Source organism: Streptococcus minor DSM 17118 (assembly GCF_000377005.1).
Taxonomy (GTDB): Bacteria; Bacillota; Bacilli; order Lactobacillales; family Streptococcaceae; genus Streptococcus; species Streptococcus minor.
In genome coordinates this window covers 60,546-75,578 of sequence record NZ_AQYB01000028.1, presented here as the reverse complement: position 1 = coordinate 75,578, position 15,033 = coordinate 60,546, and the positions used below count along the sequence as shown (strand labels likewise).

Below are 15,033 nucleotides of genomic sequence, written 5' to 3'. Positions count from 1 at the left end.
GCAACACACTCAGCGGTTCGCTGTTACCGCATCACTGTGTTCTGCGACAGCTATCGCATGGGCAGAACATCTGCTTCTACTTCGCTGATAAATCAACTCGTACAAGCAGTGATACTGCCTCAACATGTGCTGATAGCTTTCTTCTATACTAATAGACGAAAGAGAGTGAGAGCGATTTTAAATTTATACTGTAGAACGGAATTTATTTACTCTTCTTTATAGTAATTACAGCAGCTATCACATAAAAATGGATAGTCATCATCACTAGGTGTACCAAAATCATAGCAGCCACAACGCTCACAGCCTGTCACCTCATTTATTTCTCCACAGTTCAAACACTTTCCTCTGTCAGTAAAAGTTTCGTCAATACATATCCAATACTCTCCACACTCTTGACATGGTAAATCTAAAATTGGATAAGAACCACCGTCTTTAATAATAGAATATTCGGAACTTCCCACCAACTCCTTATAGTCAATAAATTCACTATTTATTATATCAACTAATCTACTACCTAATCTAGACAGTTCGTGCTCTGAAACACCATCCATCTGGACAGGCATATAAGTACCTTGAAACTCATCGAATTCAACCTCACCATTTGTATAGGACACTCTTCCAATTTTTTCTAAACTTGAACTCCCGTCTTTTTTACACCCTAAATATAGGAAACTTTCGGAACCTTCATAGTCGTTAATATCAGTATCAACCTCAAAACTAATTACGTGACCATCAATTTTGTTTTCAATTTCGAATACAACACTATTTGAATTAAAATTCTTTAGTTCAGTATAATCGCTGAAATTCAAATACTCACTGAATCGGAAGGATTCTTCAATCGAATCATAAAGTCGACTCAATGCATCATTGAATTGAGCTAGAATCTGATTACTATCTCGAATTATTACCCCACTCTCACTTTCCTTTAATTCAAGAATTCTTTCTGACAGGATTGACTCTTCTTGTAATAATAACAATGCAGATTCAAACTCTTCTTCCTTGCGCTCCTCCTTCGATTTAAACTCTGATGACATTTTTTGTATACCACCAAGTAAAGCTTCCTGAACAACAATTATTGAATGTAATATCTTCTTATAGGCTGATTTATCTATCAATTTATTGTGAGCGATATGATTTCGATTCAATTCAAATATTTTGAAATCGTCCAGAAAACTTTCAGGCAAAAGAGGAGAAAAAATCATTTGCCACCAATCACTATATACAACTTGCTGACTTTGTAGAATTTTAGCCAAATTTTCCAAATGTAAATTAGGCTGAGTCAATTTCATTATATTCTCTTCAGAAGACTCCCACTTCATCACTTTATTTGATAATATATCAAGTAGATCACCTGTATCAATAGACATCAATCGTTCATCTACATCTTTGAAATTATCAAGTATTGCTTTGTAGCCACGAAGTCTACTTTTGTGCTTTTCTTGAATTTTTAATGATACAAGTTTCCACCAATGAATACCAAATTTCCTATTCATTACCATTGTAATAAATTTTCTAGCTAAATTTTCAACTATAAAAATTCTTGGGTATAAATCAGTTGCTAAAAATTCAGACTCAGCATCATACAACCAAAATATCTTTTTATGTTTAGCTTTGATAAAGTTTTTCACTACAACCTTTAATCGTTCAAGATAGTCATTTTCAATGTTAAGGCTGTAATTTTCACTTTGAATTGAAACTTCAAGTTCATAACTATTTCCATAGGTATTAAATTTTACATCGATTTTCCAAATACACTCTTCAGAATGGAAATCAATAACATAAAGTGGTACTTCAGTTAGGCTATGAATTTGACTAACTACAGATTCATCATCAATTACTCCTGATTGGACCATAAAAGTTTGAAATTCCATCATGTAACTATCGAAATTATCAACCACTTTTTCCTCTGCAATTGCTACAAATTCAATCAGTGTCTGCAATATCTTATGACCTCCAAATTGTACTTCCATTCGATTATACCACAAAAAACTGCAACCTTCCGGTCACAGTCGTTTATATGTCTACCTCAGTTCCTTCTAAAAATCTGACAGTTATCTGCCCAGTCTCCGCAATTGTTATACTGTCCACCACCTGACACATCTCATACGAATCAAATTCCCAGGAAGGCTTGTTTTTCATTTCAGCTAACTTTGTACTATAATGGTTTTCAAGTGGACGATTTTCTTCCAAAATCTTATTCCACTTTCCATACAATACATCAACATGCTCACTTAGTAGTTCTACAGCTATTACTAAGGCTTTCTCTAGCGTTTCTTCATCAATATGATTATTATGACAACTAATCTGACTTTTGACCCTATAACGGTTGTTACATTGCCAAGCTTTACGTTTACCTCGACTGGTGGTCCAGTTCTTTCGAACAAAGGCAGAACCACATTCTGCATAAAACACCTTTGTAGGAAATGTCGTATCCGTATCTAAATAATAAATTATAGTAGTTAAATACCTTTCTATTCCCACAAACTCCTTGTCAATGGAAACAAACACGTACCCACAGGGTAAATGGAAATAAAAACTGATAATTTCTGGCTATCACTTCTACTCCCTCCAAAAAATTACTCACTCTGATACTTCCCCACCATAAAGCAAAAAGCCTTGCAATCAAGGCTTTTCATTATCCCTTTCGTTCAAAGGTTTCTAGGCTTTTATGAGCAGAGCAAGACCTCGGCGGTTCGCTGTCTCCAATCGCTACGTCGCCAAACTCCTAGCTCTTGGACAGCTATCGCATGGGCGGAAGTAAATGCTATTCGTCGTCGCTTCACTCCTTGATTAGCAAACTTACCGCCTCCACATGATGCGTTTGGGGGAACAAGTCAACTGGTTGGATTTTCTGCAATTTATAGCCCAGTTCTTCATAGAGTTTGATGTCACGCGCCATGGTGGCTGGATTGCAGGAGACATAAGTAATCTTCCTTGGTTGCATGGCTACGCTGGCTTTGATGAAGCTCTCTGTTAGTCCCTTGCGAGGGGGATCTACGATGATAACGCTAGGTTGGATTCCCTCTTTTTTCCAATTTTCCATGGCTTTTTCAGCTGAATTAGCTACAAAGTGAGCATTGGTGATGCCATTGCGCTCGGCATTTTTTCTTGCATCCTCTACGGCCTGCTCGATGACTTCTACTCCATAGACAGCCTTCACTTTTTTTGCAAAGGATAGACCAATCGTACCGATTCCTGAATAGGCATCGATCACCACATCATCTGCTGTCAAATCTGAAAAATCAATGGCTGTTTGGTAGAGTCTTTCAGCCATCATGGTGTTGACTTGATAAAATGATTGAGCTGAGATAGCATAGGTATTGCCCAGCATGCTGTCCTCAATGGTATCCCTTCCATATAGCGTACGAAACTCTGTTCCAAAAATAGCATTTGTATGTTTGTCATTGATATTTTGTTGGATGGATACAAGGTTTGGAAAAGCGTCAACAATCTGCTCCACCATCTGCTCAATGCGAAAAATCTTTGGTCGCGTTGTGACCAATACCAGCATCATCTGACCAGTGTAATGCCCGCGCCGAACGACTAAATGACGAATCAGACCTGTTTGCCCCACTTCGTCGTAAGGCTTGATATCAAACCGTCTCAGCAAATCCCGCACAAACAGAATCAGCTGGTCAATTTCCTGATTTTGGATGTAAAAATCTTCAATGGGCATCACATCATGAGAATGTTTACGGAAAAAACCTGTCTCTAGCTGACCATTCACTCGACGGACTGGTATTTGAGCTTTGTTGCGGTAAGCTAGTGGCTCTTCCATCCCCATTGTCTCTGGTACTTCTATATCCCTTAGACCTGCAATCTTATAGAGATTATCAACTACCTGCTTGCGTTTAAATTTAAGTTGCTCACTGTAAGACAAATGCCCAAAATCTGCAATCCCTGTCCGCAGATAAGCCACATCCACCGCTTCATTGCGATGGGGGGAAGTAGTCAGATATTCCTCTACCTTACCAAATCCAATATTTTTTTTGACCTTTAAGACACGCATACGAATGCTTTCACCCGGCAGCGCATTTTCAATAAAAAAAACTAGTCCATCGACCCGTGCAATACCTGCACCCTCATGGCTCAAATCAACAATCTCTACATCTACAATATCATTTTTATTCAGCATAGCTTCCTCATTCTCATCTGTCTACTCTATTTTTCAAAAGGAAAAGGAGTGACTTTATCACTCCATTATATCATATCTTCGGTCGTTAGCGGAAACCCAGTTCAGCCAATCGTTGACTGTACTTCTCAAAGTCAATCTGTAAGCCAATACCATCATAAATATCGTAGCCGTCTACCCAGTCTCCATTTTCAGGAATGGTTGTCTGAACCATTCCCTTAGAAGCATCCATGGCTGCGGGAAGACCATTGGTCAACATAAAGAGAGGGGAAATAGTGGTCGGAGTCAAAGCATAGACTTTCCCAAGTGCTTCGGAACCTGTGAAGAGCTTGGTTGGGTCTTTAATCTGCGTCATAATCGCAGACATCACTTCCTGCTGTCGTCTAGTCCGACCATAATCACCTTCATCATCTGAGCGGTAACGAGCATAGTTGAGCAGTGTTTTCCCGTTCATACGCTGCGGACCAACTTGAATGGTTTGGTAAGGAGAACCTCCTGAGGCGAATCCCAAATCATCTGGTACCTCAACGGAAGATACAACTTGGCCATCAATAGTCGAAAACTTAGCATCCATTTGCACCCCGTTAGGGAAAATGGTATCGATAGCTGTCGCAAAGGTAGAGAAGTCAATCATGACATAGTGCTGAATCTCAATACCAAAATTTTCTTTTAAAACCTGACGCAGATTTTCTGCACCTCTGTGACCGTTTTGCTGACCCAAGGTGTAAGCCAAATTCAGCTTATAATCGTTGTCTTGGATATTGACTAGGATGTCACGCATAAAGCTAACCATTTTGATTTTTTTATCAGCATTATTGATATTGACCACCATGATAGAGTCCGTCCTAGTCATCTCTGGTGTATCCTCATCACGGTTATCTGTCCCCAGCACTAAAATATTAACACCATCTTGGGACTTCTGACCTTGGAAAGCTTCTGCTTCTGCTTTGTGGTCCACACTCGTGTAACCTTTGATAAACATGAAGAGCATCCCTACTAAGGTCAATAAAATCGCCCAAAAAGCCAGCTTAAAGATTCGTTTAAACCACTTGATCTTCTTGCCTTTTTTTCGGATTTTTGGCTCCGGTGCTATCTCTTCGATAACAGGAATTTCCTTCTTCATAGGCTTAGGCTTGGGCCGTCGCTGTTTCCGTCGTCGCTCTTCCCTCGGATAAGCTGGAAGAATATCATCCTCATCTGCTAGAGAATTGGGATAAACTTCCCGTTCATGGTCCTTCCGATAGGATGGCAAGTCAACATAAGAGGGCTTTGGTCTGCTGGCCCTACGTGATGGTCCAACTAGGCCCTGAGCCCTCTGTTCTAAGTAGTGCAATTCCTGTTCTTCATTGTCATTGAGATAGTAAATGTTTTTCCGTAAATAATCTAATCGCAATTCCTCATGATGAGTGAGGTTGCCAGTATTTCTAGCCATATTCTATCGCTTCCTTTTCTCTATCTAGTCTTATAAACCAGGTAGTTCCCTAAAATTTTATAAGAAATTCCCAAGCTTGTCAATTCTTTTAAGGAATAGTTCGCCAAATCTGGCTGAGAATTATCTGCATCGATGATAAAGAAATACTCTCCCAGAGCCGTTTTAAGTGGACGACTTTCGATTTTGGTCAAATCAATTCCACGCCAAGCAAAGACAGACATAGCCTTATAGAGAGCTCCTGGTAGATTATCTGGTAAGGTGATAGCCAGAGATAGTTTACTGGCTTGGCAAGGTAATTTTAGATCAGGTGTATCCTTACCCAAAATCCAAAATCGGGTAAAATTCTCATCTATTTCCTGTATATCCTCTGCTATCACTTGCAAACCATATTCGGCTGCTGCTGCATGAGGAGCGATAGCTGCATAGGCTCTATCTGGGTGTTCTGCGACAAAGCGTGCGGCATAGGCTGTGCTGGCTGTCATCTCTATTCTGGCTTTGGGATAGTGACTTTGGATATACTGTTTTCCTTGGGCAATAGCTTGAGGATGTGAGTAGATTACCTCAATATCTTGTCTTGGACGAATCGCCATCAGCTGCTGGGCAATGGGTTGGATAATTTCTGCCACCGCATGAATCTCAGCCTGATGAAAAAGATAGTCCAGCGTTTCATGGACAGACCCTTCAATGGAATTTTCAACTGGAATGACTGAATAGTCTGCCTGCCCAGATTCATAGGCCTTGATGACCTCAGTGATATTGGCAAAAGCCAGCAATTCCGCTTCTGGAAATGCCTGCTGAGCAACGTGATGGGTAAAAGAGCCTCGTGGCCCTAGATAAGCTACATACATGTGATTAACCTTGCAATTTCTTCTGGTGTACGGTGATCGGTATTGATAATCAAATCCGCCAAATCCTGATAAAGAGCCATCCGACTATAGAACAAATCCTCAAATTCTTCCTTCGATTTGGTGAGAAATAGAGGACGCTTGGCAGTTTCATCCGCTTGAATACGGCGGTATGCCACATCAAAGGAAGATGTTAAAAGAACATTATGGTGACGATTTCGCCGCAATAACTTCCGATTTTTTTCAGAAAGAACAACCCCACCCCCAGTTGAGATAATCGTATCTTCTTTTAGTTTCATCAACTCTTCCAAGATTTCAGATTCTATGTTACGAAAGGCTTCTTCCCCTTGTTCCTCAAAATATTCTGCAATGGACATGCCGATTTTTTCTTCGATGAGGGCGTCCATATCTAAGACTCGTCCTTCTAAGTGTTTGGCAACGGTTGTCTTCCCTGTTCCCATAAATCCCAATAATATTTTAGCCATACTGCAATTCCTCTAAGTCGCTAAAGAAGCTTGGGTAGCTTGTGTTGATTGCTTCTGCCCGTTCTAACTCGACTTCCCCATCCTCTACTAAAAGAGCTGCGATGGCAGTCATCATCCCAATACGGTGGTCGCCAAAGGTATGGATAGTTGCACCATGAAGTGGTGTTTTTCCTGTGATAATCATACCATCAGCTGTTGGCTCAACATTGGCTCCCATGCTATTGAGGGCATCAGCCACAACTTGGATACGATCTGTTTCTTTAACCTTTAATTCCTCGGCATCCCTAATAATGGTCTTCCCTTTAGCCTGAGTTGCAAGTAGCGCAATGATTGGTAATTCATCAATCAATCGTGGAATAATCTCACCACCGATTTCAGTACCATGTAATTCTGACGTTTCGACCGTCAGAGTCGCTGACTTGGCCACCTCATCCACTTGTGATATGGTTAGCTTCCCGCCCATAGCCTGGATGACATCTAAGATACCTGTCCTAGTTTCATTGATACCGACATTCTCCAATACAATCTTGGAATCTGGCACGACCAGACCTGCTACAAGCCAGAAAGCCGCGCTAGAAATATCACCCGGCACAACAACCTCTTGTCCTCTTAATTCTTGACCACCAGAAATCCGAATCTCCTTGCCATTCACATCAATCTGACCACCAAACTGGACAATCATATCCTCGGTATGGTTGCGTGTTTTCTCCTTTTCGGTAATGACCGACTGTCCTTGGGCTTGGAGAGCCGCAAAAATGAGAGCAGACTTAACTTGGGCTGATGCTACTGGCAACTGGTAATCAATCGGTTTGAGCTGCTTGGTTCCACGCAACTTTAACGGTGGCAGATGACGTTCCGTCAACCCTGATACTTCTACTCCCATCTGACTTAAAGGAATAGTAACACGATCCATCGGACGCTTGGACAGGCTGTCATCTCCAAACATTTCCACCTCGAAATCCTGACCTGCTAGCACACCAGAAATCAGACGGATTGACGTGCCAGAGTTCCCCATATCGAGTTTATTTTGGGGTTTCTTCAGTCCATCAAAACCGACGCCTTGGATGGTGATGACCTGACCATCATCTACAATGTCTACTCCTAAATCACGAAACACCTGTATAGTAGATAAGACATCCTCACCACGGAGAATATCACGAACAGTTGTTTTCCCTCTGGCAAGACTGCCAAACATAATGGAGCGATGACTAATAGACTTATCTCCAGGCACCCGAAGCTTTCCCCGTAATCCAAGTGAATGTGTTGCTAATTTCATAGTGCTTCCTCTCGCTCTTAAAACTTTTCATATATCCTGTTATTTTAGCATAAATATGTCAAAATCTCTAACAGTTATTTATACCCAGTCTTACTCTGACAGTTTTTCTGCAAACTTCTGCTTGATATAGTTAGCTGAAATAGCTAATTTTTCCTCTTCTTCTTCTGTCAAGTTCAGTTTAACTTGTTCGACAATCCCTTGACGTCCTATAATGGCTGGATAACTGAGGTAGGTCTGATGAGGCTCGTAGTAAACAGATACAGGCAATTCCTCATGGCTATCTGAAACGATAGCTAACGCCAGACGAATCGCCGCACTGGCAATACCATAATTGGTGTATTTTTTCCCATAAAAAACACGATGTCCTCCCTGAATGGATTCAGCTGATAATGCTTCCAAAAAGGTAGTAGGTACCAATTCACCTATAGGCTGACCTTTTACACGGACCTGGCTCCAAGCTGTAAACTGAGAATTGCCATGTTCTCCCAAATTGTAGCCATAAACGCTACGGGGATCGATGTGAAAATGCTGACCAACAGCTCTCTTCATACGTGCAGTATCCAAAAGGGTGCCTGTGCCAATAACTTTCTCCTTTGGCAGGCCTGTGTAATATTGAAAGAGATTAGTAACAACATCAACCGGATTTGAAATGATAATCAGTACTCCATCAAAGCCTACGCGCACCAGCTCCTTCGCTACTACTGGCACCTGAGCTGCTGTGAAAGGCAATTCAGCAAAACGGTCTGCATCTGGATTGTCCTGAAGGGCAATCTTACCCAAGGCAACAATGACGACATCTGCATCCGCTAAGGCCTCATAATCATTCACCACAATACTAGCATGATGTAGGATATTCATAGCTGCATCTGCAAAATCAATACTATCCGCCTGCACTTTTGTTTCATCTGTGTCTATCAAAATATAGTCATCAAAGACCCCTTGAACAATCAAACCATGGGCAATGGTTGAACCAACATGCCCCATTCCGATGATTCCAACTTTTCGTGACATTACAATCCTCCTTCTGACTCATAACTATACATATTATACAATGATGTTTGAAAAAATAACAGTCAGAATTGGCTGAAGATTGGCATTTTACTGAAAAAATACGCAATAAATCAAGAACTTCTTTAAATTTCTAAGGAAAATGGTATAATGGTAAAATACACAATAATACGAAAATAGAGGAGTTTTCTCAGTGTTTACAGCAATCAGTGAAAAAATTGATATCGATCAGGTTCGAGAGCATTCAAAACTGTCTCCGGACACACTCGAACAAAAACAAAAACGTGACCGTGAGTTAGAAGCCATTTTAAAAGGTGAAGATGACCGCTTGCTCTTGGTTATCGGCCCTTGCTCTTCTGACAATGAAGAAGCTGTTTTGGATTATGCCCATCGCTTAGCCAAACTTCAAGAGGAAGTTAAAGACAAGATTTTCATGGTTATGCGGGTGTATACAGCCAAACCACGCACCAATGGCGATGGTTACAAAGGTCTCATGCACCAACCTGATACCGAGGCGGCACCTAGCCTTATCAATGGTATCAAAGCCGTCCGAAATCTCCACTACCGTGTCATCACTGAAACTGGACTGACTACGGCTGATGAGATGCTCTATCCAGAGAACCTCCCTCTTGTTGATGACTTGGTATCCTATATTGCAGTAGGGGCTCGCTCGGTTGAAAACCAACAACACCGTTTTGTGGCCTCTGGTATTGATGTTCCAACTGGACTAAAAAATCCAACATCTGGCAATCTAAAAGTCATGTTCAATGGAATCTTTGCTGCCCAGAAGAGACAATCTTTTCTCTTCAACAATACAGAGGTAGAGACTTCTGGTAATCCCCTTGCCCACGTGATTCTGCGCGGTGCTAGCACTGAAAGTGGCAAATATCTTCCAAACTACTACTATGATAATCTATTGGAGACCATTGATTTGTACCAACAATTTGGTTTAGACAATCCATTTATCATCATTGATACCAACCACGACAACTCAGGAAAAAATTACTTGGAGCAAATCCGCATTGTCCGACAGACCCTCATCAATCGTGATTGGAATGAATCCATCCGCAACTATGTCCGTGGGTTTATGATTGAATCCTACATTGAGGATGGGCGTCAGGACAATACAGAAGTTTACGGAAAATCCATCACAGACCCTTGCCTAGGCTGGGAAAAGACTGAAGATTTGATTCGTGAAATTTACAATAGATAGGGAAAAGACTATGGGAATTCACCAGCGAAGCAAAAGCATTGATATCGCACAAATCAAAACATTATCAAAACTTGAAGGAGAATTTCTTGCCGCCAAAGAGAAGCGAGACGAGGAATTAAAAAAAATCATCCGCGGAGAAGACCAGCGACTCTTGCTAGTCATCGGTCCTTGTTCTTCTGACAATGAAGAAGCTGTTCTAGAGTATGCACATCGCCTCGCCAAACTTCAAGAGGAAGTCAAAGACAAGATTTTCATGGTTATGCGAGTTTACACTGCCAAACCACGAACCAACGGTGAAGGTTATAAAGGGCTTGTCCACCAGCCAGACACTTCGAAATTACCAGATTTAATCAACGGTATCGCTGCAGTTCGAAATCTACACTACCGTGTCATCACTGAAACAGGCCTCACCACAGCTGATGAAATGCTCTACTCAGCAAACTTTCCACTGGTAGAAGACCTCGTTTCCTATCATGCTATCGGGGCACGATCGGTTGAGGATCAAGAGCATCGCTTTGTAGCTTCTGGTATTGACATGCCAACAGGAATGAAAAATCCAACATCTGGTAACCTAACTGTCATGTTCAACGCCATCTATGCCGCTCAAAATAAACAAAGTTTTATATACAGAGATGCCGAAGTCGATACAGATGGTAATCCTCTAGCCCATGCTATCCTACGTGGAGCTAGTACAGAACAAGGAACCAATGAACCCAACTACTACTATGATATTCTCATCAAGACAATCAAGCAGTACCAACGGTTTGGTCTAGCTAACCCATTCATCGTCATCGATACCAATCACGATAATTCTGGAAAAAACTATCTGGAGCAAATCCGTATCGTTCGCCAAACCCTCATCAATCGTGCTTGGAACGAAGAGATTCAAAAATATGTCCGAGGCTTTATGATAGAGTCCTACTTGGAAGATGGTCGACAAGATAGCCCTGAAGTTTTTGGAAAGTCGATTACCGATCCTTGTCTGGGTTGGACCAAGACAGAAGAATTGATTCGTGATATTCACGCAACCATCTAATTTATAAAGCATTTATTGATACTTGCACGAGGACTTCTATGAACATTGATGGATATACAAGACTAGCAGCCGTCGTTGCTAAACCAATCAAACACTCGATTTCTCCATTTATCCATAACCTTTCTTTTGAAAAAACCGGTATAAATGGTGTCTATCTAGCCTGGGAAATTTCTGAAAAAGATTTAGCTGCCACCATGGACAATATCAAGCGCTATGATATGTTTGGAATCAACCTTTCCATGCCCTACAAACAAGCTGTTTTTCCCTACCTAGACCAACTGACCAAGTCCGCTCAGCTAATAGGAGCTGTCAACACTGTCATTCACAAAGAAGGTCAACTAATTGGCCACAACACAGATGGCATTGGCTTCTTCAAGAGTCTTGTAAAACAAGCTCATTTTCATGTTCAAGGCAAGACTGTGACCATACTCGGTGGAGGAGGGGCAGCTACAGCTATTATGGCTCAAGCTGCCTTGGATGGTGCAAAAGAAATCATTATTTTTAGCCGCAGCCAAAGTTTAGAAAGACATGCTACTACTGCTCAAAGAATTAGTGTAAAGACTAGAACTCCTATCTCCGTCCTTCCACTTGAAGACAGCACTCTCTTACAAAAAAAGATTGATCAATCAGACCTCTTTGTTAATGCTACGAGTGTGGGTATGGATGGGCAATCCTTGGTTGTGGGTGAAAATACAATTTTTTCCCAAAAATTACTAGTGGTCGATGTCATTTACCAACCTTTTGAAACGCCTTTGCTAAAATTAGCCAAGCAACAAGGAGCTACTGCTATCAATGGTTTGGGCATGCTACTCTTCCAAGCAGCAGAGGCTTTTTACCTTTGGACAGGAAAAGAAATGCCAACAGATCTGATTTGGAATGAATTGGTCCAAAAATATCAGCAAAACGAGAGAGGATACTCATGAAATTAACTGTGAATCTCCCCAACAATCCTTATGATATTATCATCAAAAAAGGTAGTCTAAATCAGGTTGGCAACTGGGTCAAAGACCTATGGAAGCCACAGAAAATCGCCATTATCACAGACGACCATGTCGCTTCTATTTATCTCGATACTGTTCAAACTAGCCTTGAAAATGCTGGATTTGAGGCCATTGCTTTTGTCTTTCCAGAAGGTGAAAGCTCCAAAAATTTAGACATTGTGAATCAAGCTTATGAATTTCTAGTAAAACATGACATGACAAGGAGTGATGGTATTATTGCCCTTGGTGGTGGTGTTGTCGGTGATTTGGCAGGTTTTGTAGCCTCTACCTATATGCGAGGAATCCATTTCTTGCAGGTTCCAACCAGCTTGACAGCCCAAGTTGATTCTTCTATAGGCGGCAAAACAGGTGTAAACACTCCTTTTGCTAAAAACATGGTCGGAACCTTTTGCCAGCCAGACGGTGTGCTGATTGACCCGGATACTCTACATACTCTCGGCAAGCGTGAATTAATTGAGGGGATGGGAGAAGTTGTTAAGTATGGTCTCATTGATGATGTCCAATTATGGAACGATTTAGAACACATGGATGGAACAGTTGATAGTATTTTAGAAAATGCAGAAACTATCATCTACCGCTCTTGCGAAGTCAAGAGAAAAATCGTGGTTGAAGATGAACTGGATAAGGGCATACGACTCTATCTGAACTTCGGCCATACCATTGGACATGCTATCGAAGCAACTGCCGGTTATGGGCAGGTCATGCATGGCGAAGCTGTGGCCATCGGCATGGTTCAGATTTCTCGTGTGGCTGAAAAGAAACATCTGATGCCTAGCGGAATAACAGAGAAGGTCATCGACATGTGTAAAAAGTTTGGCCTTCCAACCTCTCACCAACCATGGAATCCAGATGAACTCTATGTAGCTCTCACTCATGATAAAAAAGCACGTGGAAAATCTATCCAAATTATTCTTGTTCCTAAACTAGGTACTGCTACTATCCATCAAATTCCCATAGAAGACATGAAGGATTTCTTGGAAAAATAAATTCTCTCCTATGATACAAAATAAGACGGTAACACATTTAACTTGTTACCGTCTATTTTTTCTATTATTAGTAGGAAACCTTACTTTTTCCTTGTCAGAAAGTAGCCTAGACCCGCCAAGGCAACCCCAGCTACGATTGTAAGATACTTTCTAGAACTAAAAGGGCTGATGGCGATGAGGAAAAATCCAAATGCCAGTAAAAAGGTTGCCCAAGACCCTTTCCCCTTATTCACCTGCTTTTACCTTATTGGCCGCAATGACAAATGGTGTCCAGATAAGGAAGGCTACAAATAAATTAAAGAGGGAAACCAGAGCTGCCATAACATTACCACCAGTTGCTAGGTAAGCATAAAGACCTGGAGGTGTGATCCATGGAACAGTTGCAAAGACTGGTGGAATAAGACCTGAAGCTGTAGCCAAGTAAGCAATCGTTGCACATACTGGTGGTACAATAAGCCAAGGGATAACAAAGACTGGATTTAACACCATTGGGATACCAAATGTAATTGGCTCGTTGATGTTAAAGAGTCCCATCGGAGCAGATAGTTTCGCAACTGCTCTATGCTCTTCACGTTTAGAGAAGAGGAAGATGGCAATGATAAGGGCAAGCGTCACACCTGAACCACCCATTTGAGCATAAGCATCGAAGGAGCCACGAGTCCATAGATAAGGCAGATCTGCAACACTGCGAGTAGCTTCATAAGCTGCTGTATTCTCAGTTAGAGCTACTACATAGATACCATCCAAGACAGGAGCCAATACGTTGTGGCCATGGATTCCAAAGAACCAGAAAAGCTGTACCAAGAAGGTTAGGAGGATAACTGAACCCAAACCTTGTGACAAACCTAATAGAGGAATTTGAACATATTTAGAAATCAAATCACTGAGAGAGAGACCTGACATTGTGAAGATGAGGAAGGCTACAATTGATGTAACATAGATAGCTGCTGTACCAGGAATGATAGATGCAAAAGCTTTATTAACTGCTGGTGGAACAGAATCAGGCATCTTAATCACGATATTACGTTTCGTCAAGGTTGCATATACAAAGGTAGCTAAAAATCCAACAAAGAGAGCTGTAAAGAGACCTGTTGCTCCAGCGTATTTTAGAGCAATCGCACCCCACTGACTAGCTTCTAAGCTTGAAACACCGTCCATAGTAGTAATGGTCAATCCCAAATCTTTCAAATTTGAAATCAAGCTAGCACTAGCATCTGGCAATGGAGTTGAAATAGTCAATGATTGTGGAATGGTTGACACAAAAGATGCGAAGGAAATTAAACCACCTGCCAAAGGATTGACCTTATACATCAAAGAGAGGTTATAACCAAAGGCAAAGGCAAATACAAGGGCCATAATACCAATGGTACCGAAGTAAACATAACCATTGATATTGATAATAGGCGCCATAGCAGTTGCAAAGTCAGGATTTCCCATACCAGTTGGGATATCCCTCAAGAAAACATTGAGCAAAACAGCAACAGAGCCTGCCATGGTAATGGGCATCATGGCAATAAAGGAATCCCGGATGGCTACTAAATGTCTTTGAGAGCCAATTTTACCGGCAATATCCATAAATTTTTCAGAAAATGACGACATAAATCTTCTCCTTATATTAT

13 protein-coding genes are annotated in these 15,033 nt (G+C 41.2%); 4 read left to right on the top strand and 9 right to left on the bottom strand.

Going from position 1 to position 15,033, the window contains the following annotated elements:
• Nucleotides 1–206: 206 nt before the first annotated feature.
• The 8 genes from F602_RS0103240 to F602_RS0103205 form a co-directional block, all read right to left on the bottom strand.
• Nucleotides 207–1,970 (bottom strand): hypothetical protein, encoded by a 1,764-nt coding sequence (locus F602_RS0103240; RefSeq protein ID WP_018166527.1) that lies wholly within the window; start codon nucleotides 1,968–1,970, stop codon nucleotides 207–209.
• Between the two features lie 43 nt (nucleotides 1,971–2,013).
• Complete coding sequence (locus tag F602_RS0103235; protein ID WP_026183284.1) at nucleotides 2,014–2,412, bottom strand: recombinase zinc beta ribbon domain-containing protein; 399 nt, start codon at nucleotides 2,410–2,412, stop codon at nucleotides 2,014–2,016.
• A gap of 367 nt (nucleotides 2,413–2,779) precedes the next feature.
• Entirely contained in the window at nucleotides 2,780–4,135 is a 1,356-nt protein-coding gene (gene rlmD, locus F602_RS0103230) for a 23S rRNA (uracil(1939)-C(5))-methyltransferase RlmD (protein ID WP_018166525.1), read from the bottom strand.
• An 85-nt stretch (nucleotides 4,136–4,220) separates the two neighbouring features.
• Complete coding sequence (locus F602_RS0103225) at nucleotides 4,221–5,564, bottom strand: LCP family protein (RefSeq protein WP_018166524.1); 1,344 nt, start codon at nucleotides 5,562–5,564, stop codon at nucleotides 4,221–4,223.
• A 20-nt stretch (nucleotides 5,565–5,584) separates the two neighbouring features.
• On the bottom strand, nucleotides 5,585–6,412 hold the full coding sequence (pheA, locus tag F602_RS0103220; RefSeq protein WP_018166523.1) for a prephenate dehydratase: 828 nt from the start codon (nucleotides 6,410–6,412) through the stop codon (nucleotides 5,585–5,587).
• Entirely contained in the window at nucleotides 6,403–6,894 is a 492-nt protein-coding gene (locus F602_RS0103215) for a shikimate kinase (RefSeq protein WP_018166522.1), read from the bottom strand. Before F602_RS0103215 ends, pheA begins: the two co-directional genes overlap by 10 nt.
• On the bottom strand, nucleotides 6,887–8,170 hold the full coding sequence (aroA, locus tag F602_RS0103210; protein ID WP_018166521.1) for a 3-phosphoshikimate 1-carboxyvinyltransferase: 1,284 nt from the start codon (nucleotides 8,168–8,170) through the stop codon (nucleotides 6,887–6,889). The genes F602_RS0103215 and aroA overlap by 8 nt, the downstream gene beginning before the upstream one ends.
• 90 nt (nucleotides 8,171–8,260) lie before the next feature.
• On the bottom strand, nucleotides 8,261–9,181 hold the full coding sequence (locus F602_RS0103205; protein ID WP_018166520.1) for an L-lactate dehydrogenase: 921 nt from the start codon (nucleotides 9,179–9,181) through the stop codon (nucleotides 8,261–8,263).
• A gap of 190 nt (nucleotides 9,182–9,371) precedes the next feature.
• Between F602_RS0103205 and F602_RS0103200 the strand changes: the two genes are divergently transcribed.
• The 4 genes from F602_RS0103200 to aroB are packed head-to-tail and all read left to right on the top strand — an operon-like array spanning nucleotide 9,372 to nucleotide 13,414.
• Nucleotides 9,372–10,391, top strand: coding sequence for a 3-deoxy-7-phosphoheptulonate synthase (locus tag F602_RS0103200; protein WP_018166519.1), 1,020 nt, complete (start codon nucleotides 9,372–9,374; stop codon nucleotides 10,389–10,391).
• Nucleotides 10,392–10,401: 10 nt separating this feature from the next.
• Nucleotides 10,402–11,427, top strand: a complete 1,026-nt coding sequence (locus F602_RS0103195; RefSeq protein WP_018166518.1) for a 3-deoxy-7-phosphoheptulonate synthase — start codon at nucleotides 10,402–10,404, stop codon at nucleotides 11,425–11,427.
• Nucleotides 11,428–11,465: 38 nt separating this feature from the next.
• Entirely contained in the window at nucleotides 11,466–12,350 is an 885-nt protein-coding gene (locus F602_RS0103190; RefSeq protein ID WP_018166517.1) for a shikimate dehydrogenase, read from the top strand.
• On the top strand, nucleotides 12,347–13,414 hold the full coding sequence (gene aroB / locus F602_RS0103185; RefSeq protein ID WP_018166516.1) for a 3-dehydroquinate synthase: 1,068 nt from the start codon (nucleotides 12,347–12,349) through the stop codon (nucleotides 13,412–13,414). The genes F602_RS0103190 and aroB overlap by 4 nt, the downstream gene beginning before the upstream one ends.
• 225 nt (nucleotides 13,415–13,639) lie before the next feature.
• Here the strand turns inward: aroB and F602_RS0103180 are convergent, their stop codons facing one another.
• The gene (locus F602_RS0103180; protein WP_018166515.1) at nucleotides 13,640–15,013 is read right to left on the bottom strand and encodes a PTS sugar transporter subunit IIC; all 1,374 of its coding nucleotides are present in this window, start codon (nucleotides 15,011–15,013) and stop codon (nucleotides 13,640–13,642) included.
• Nucleotides 15,014–15,033 lie beyond the last annotated feature (20 nt).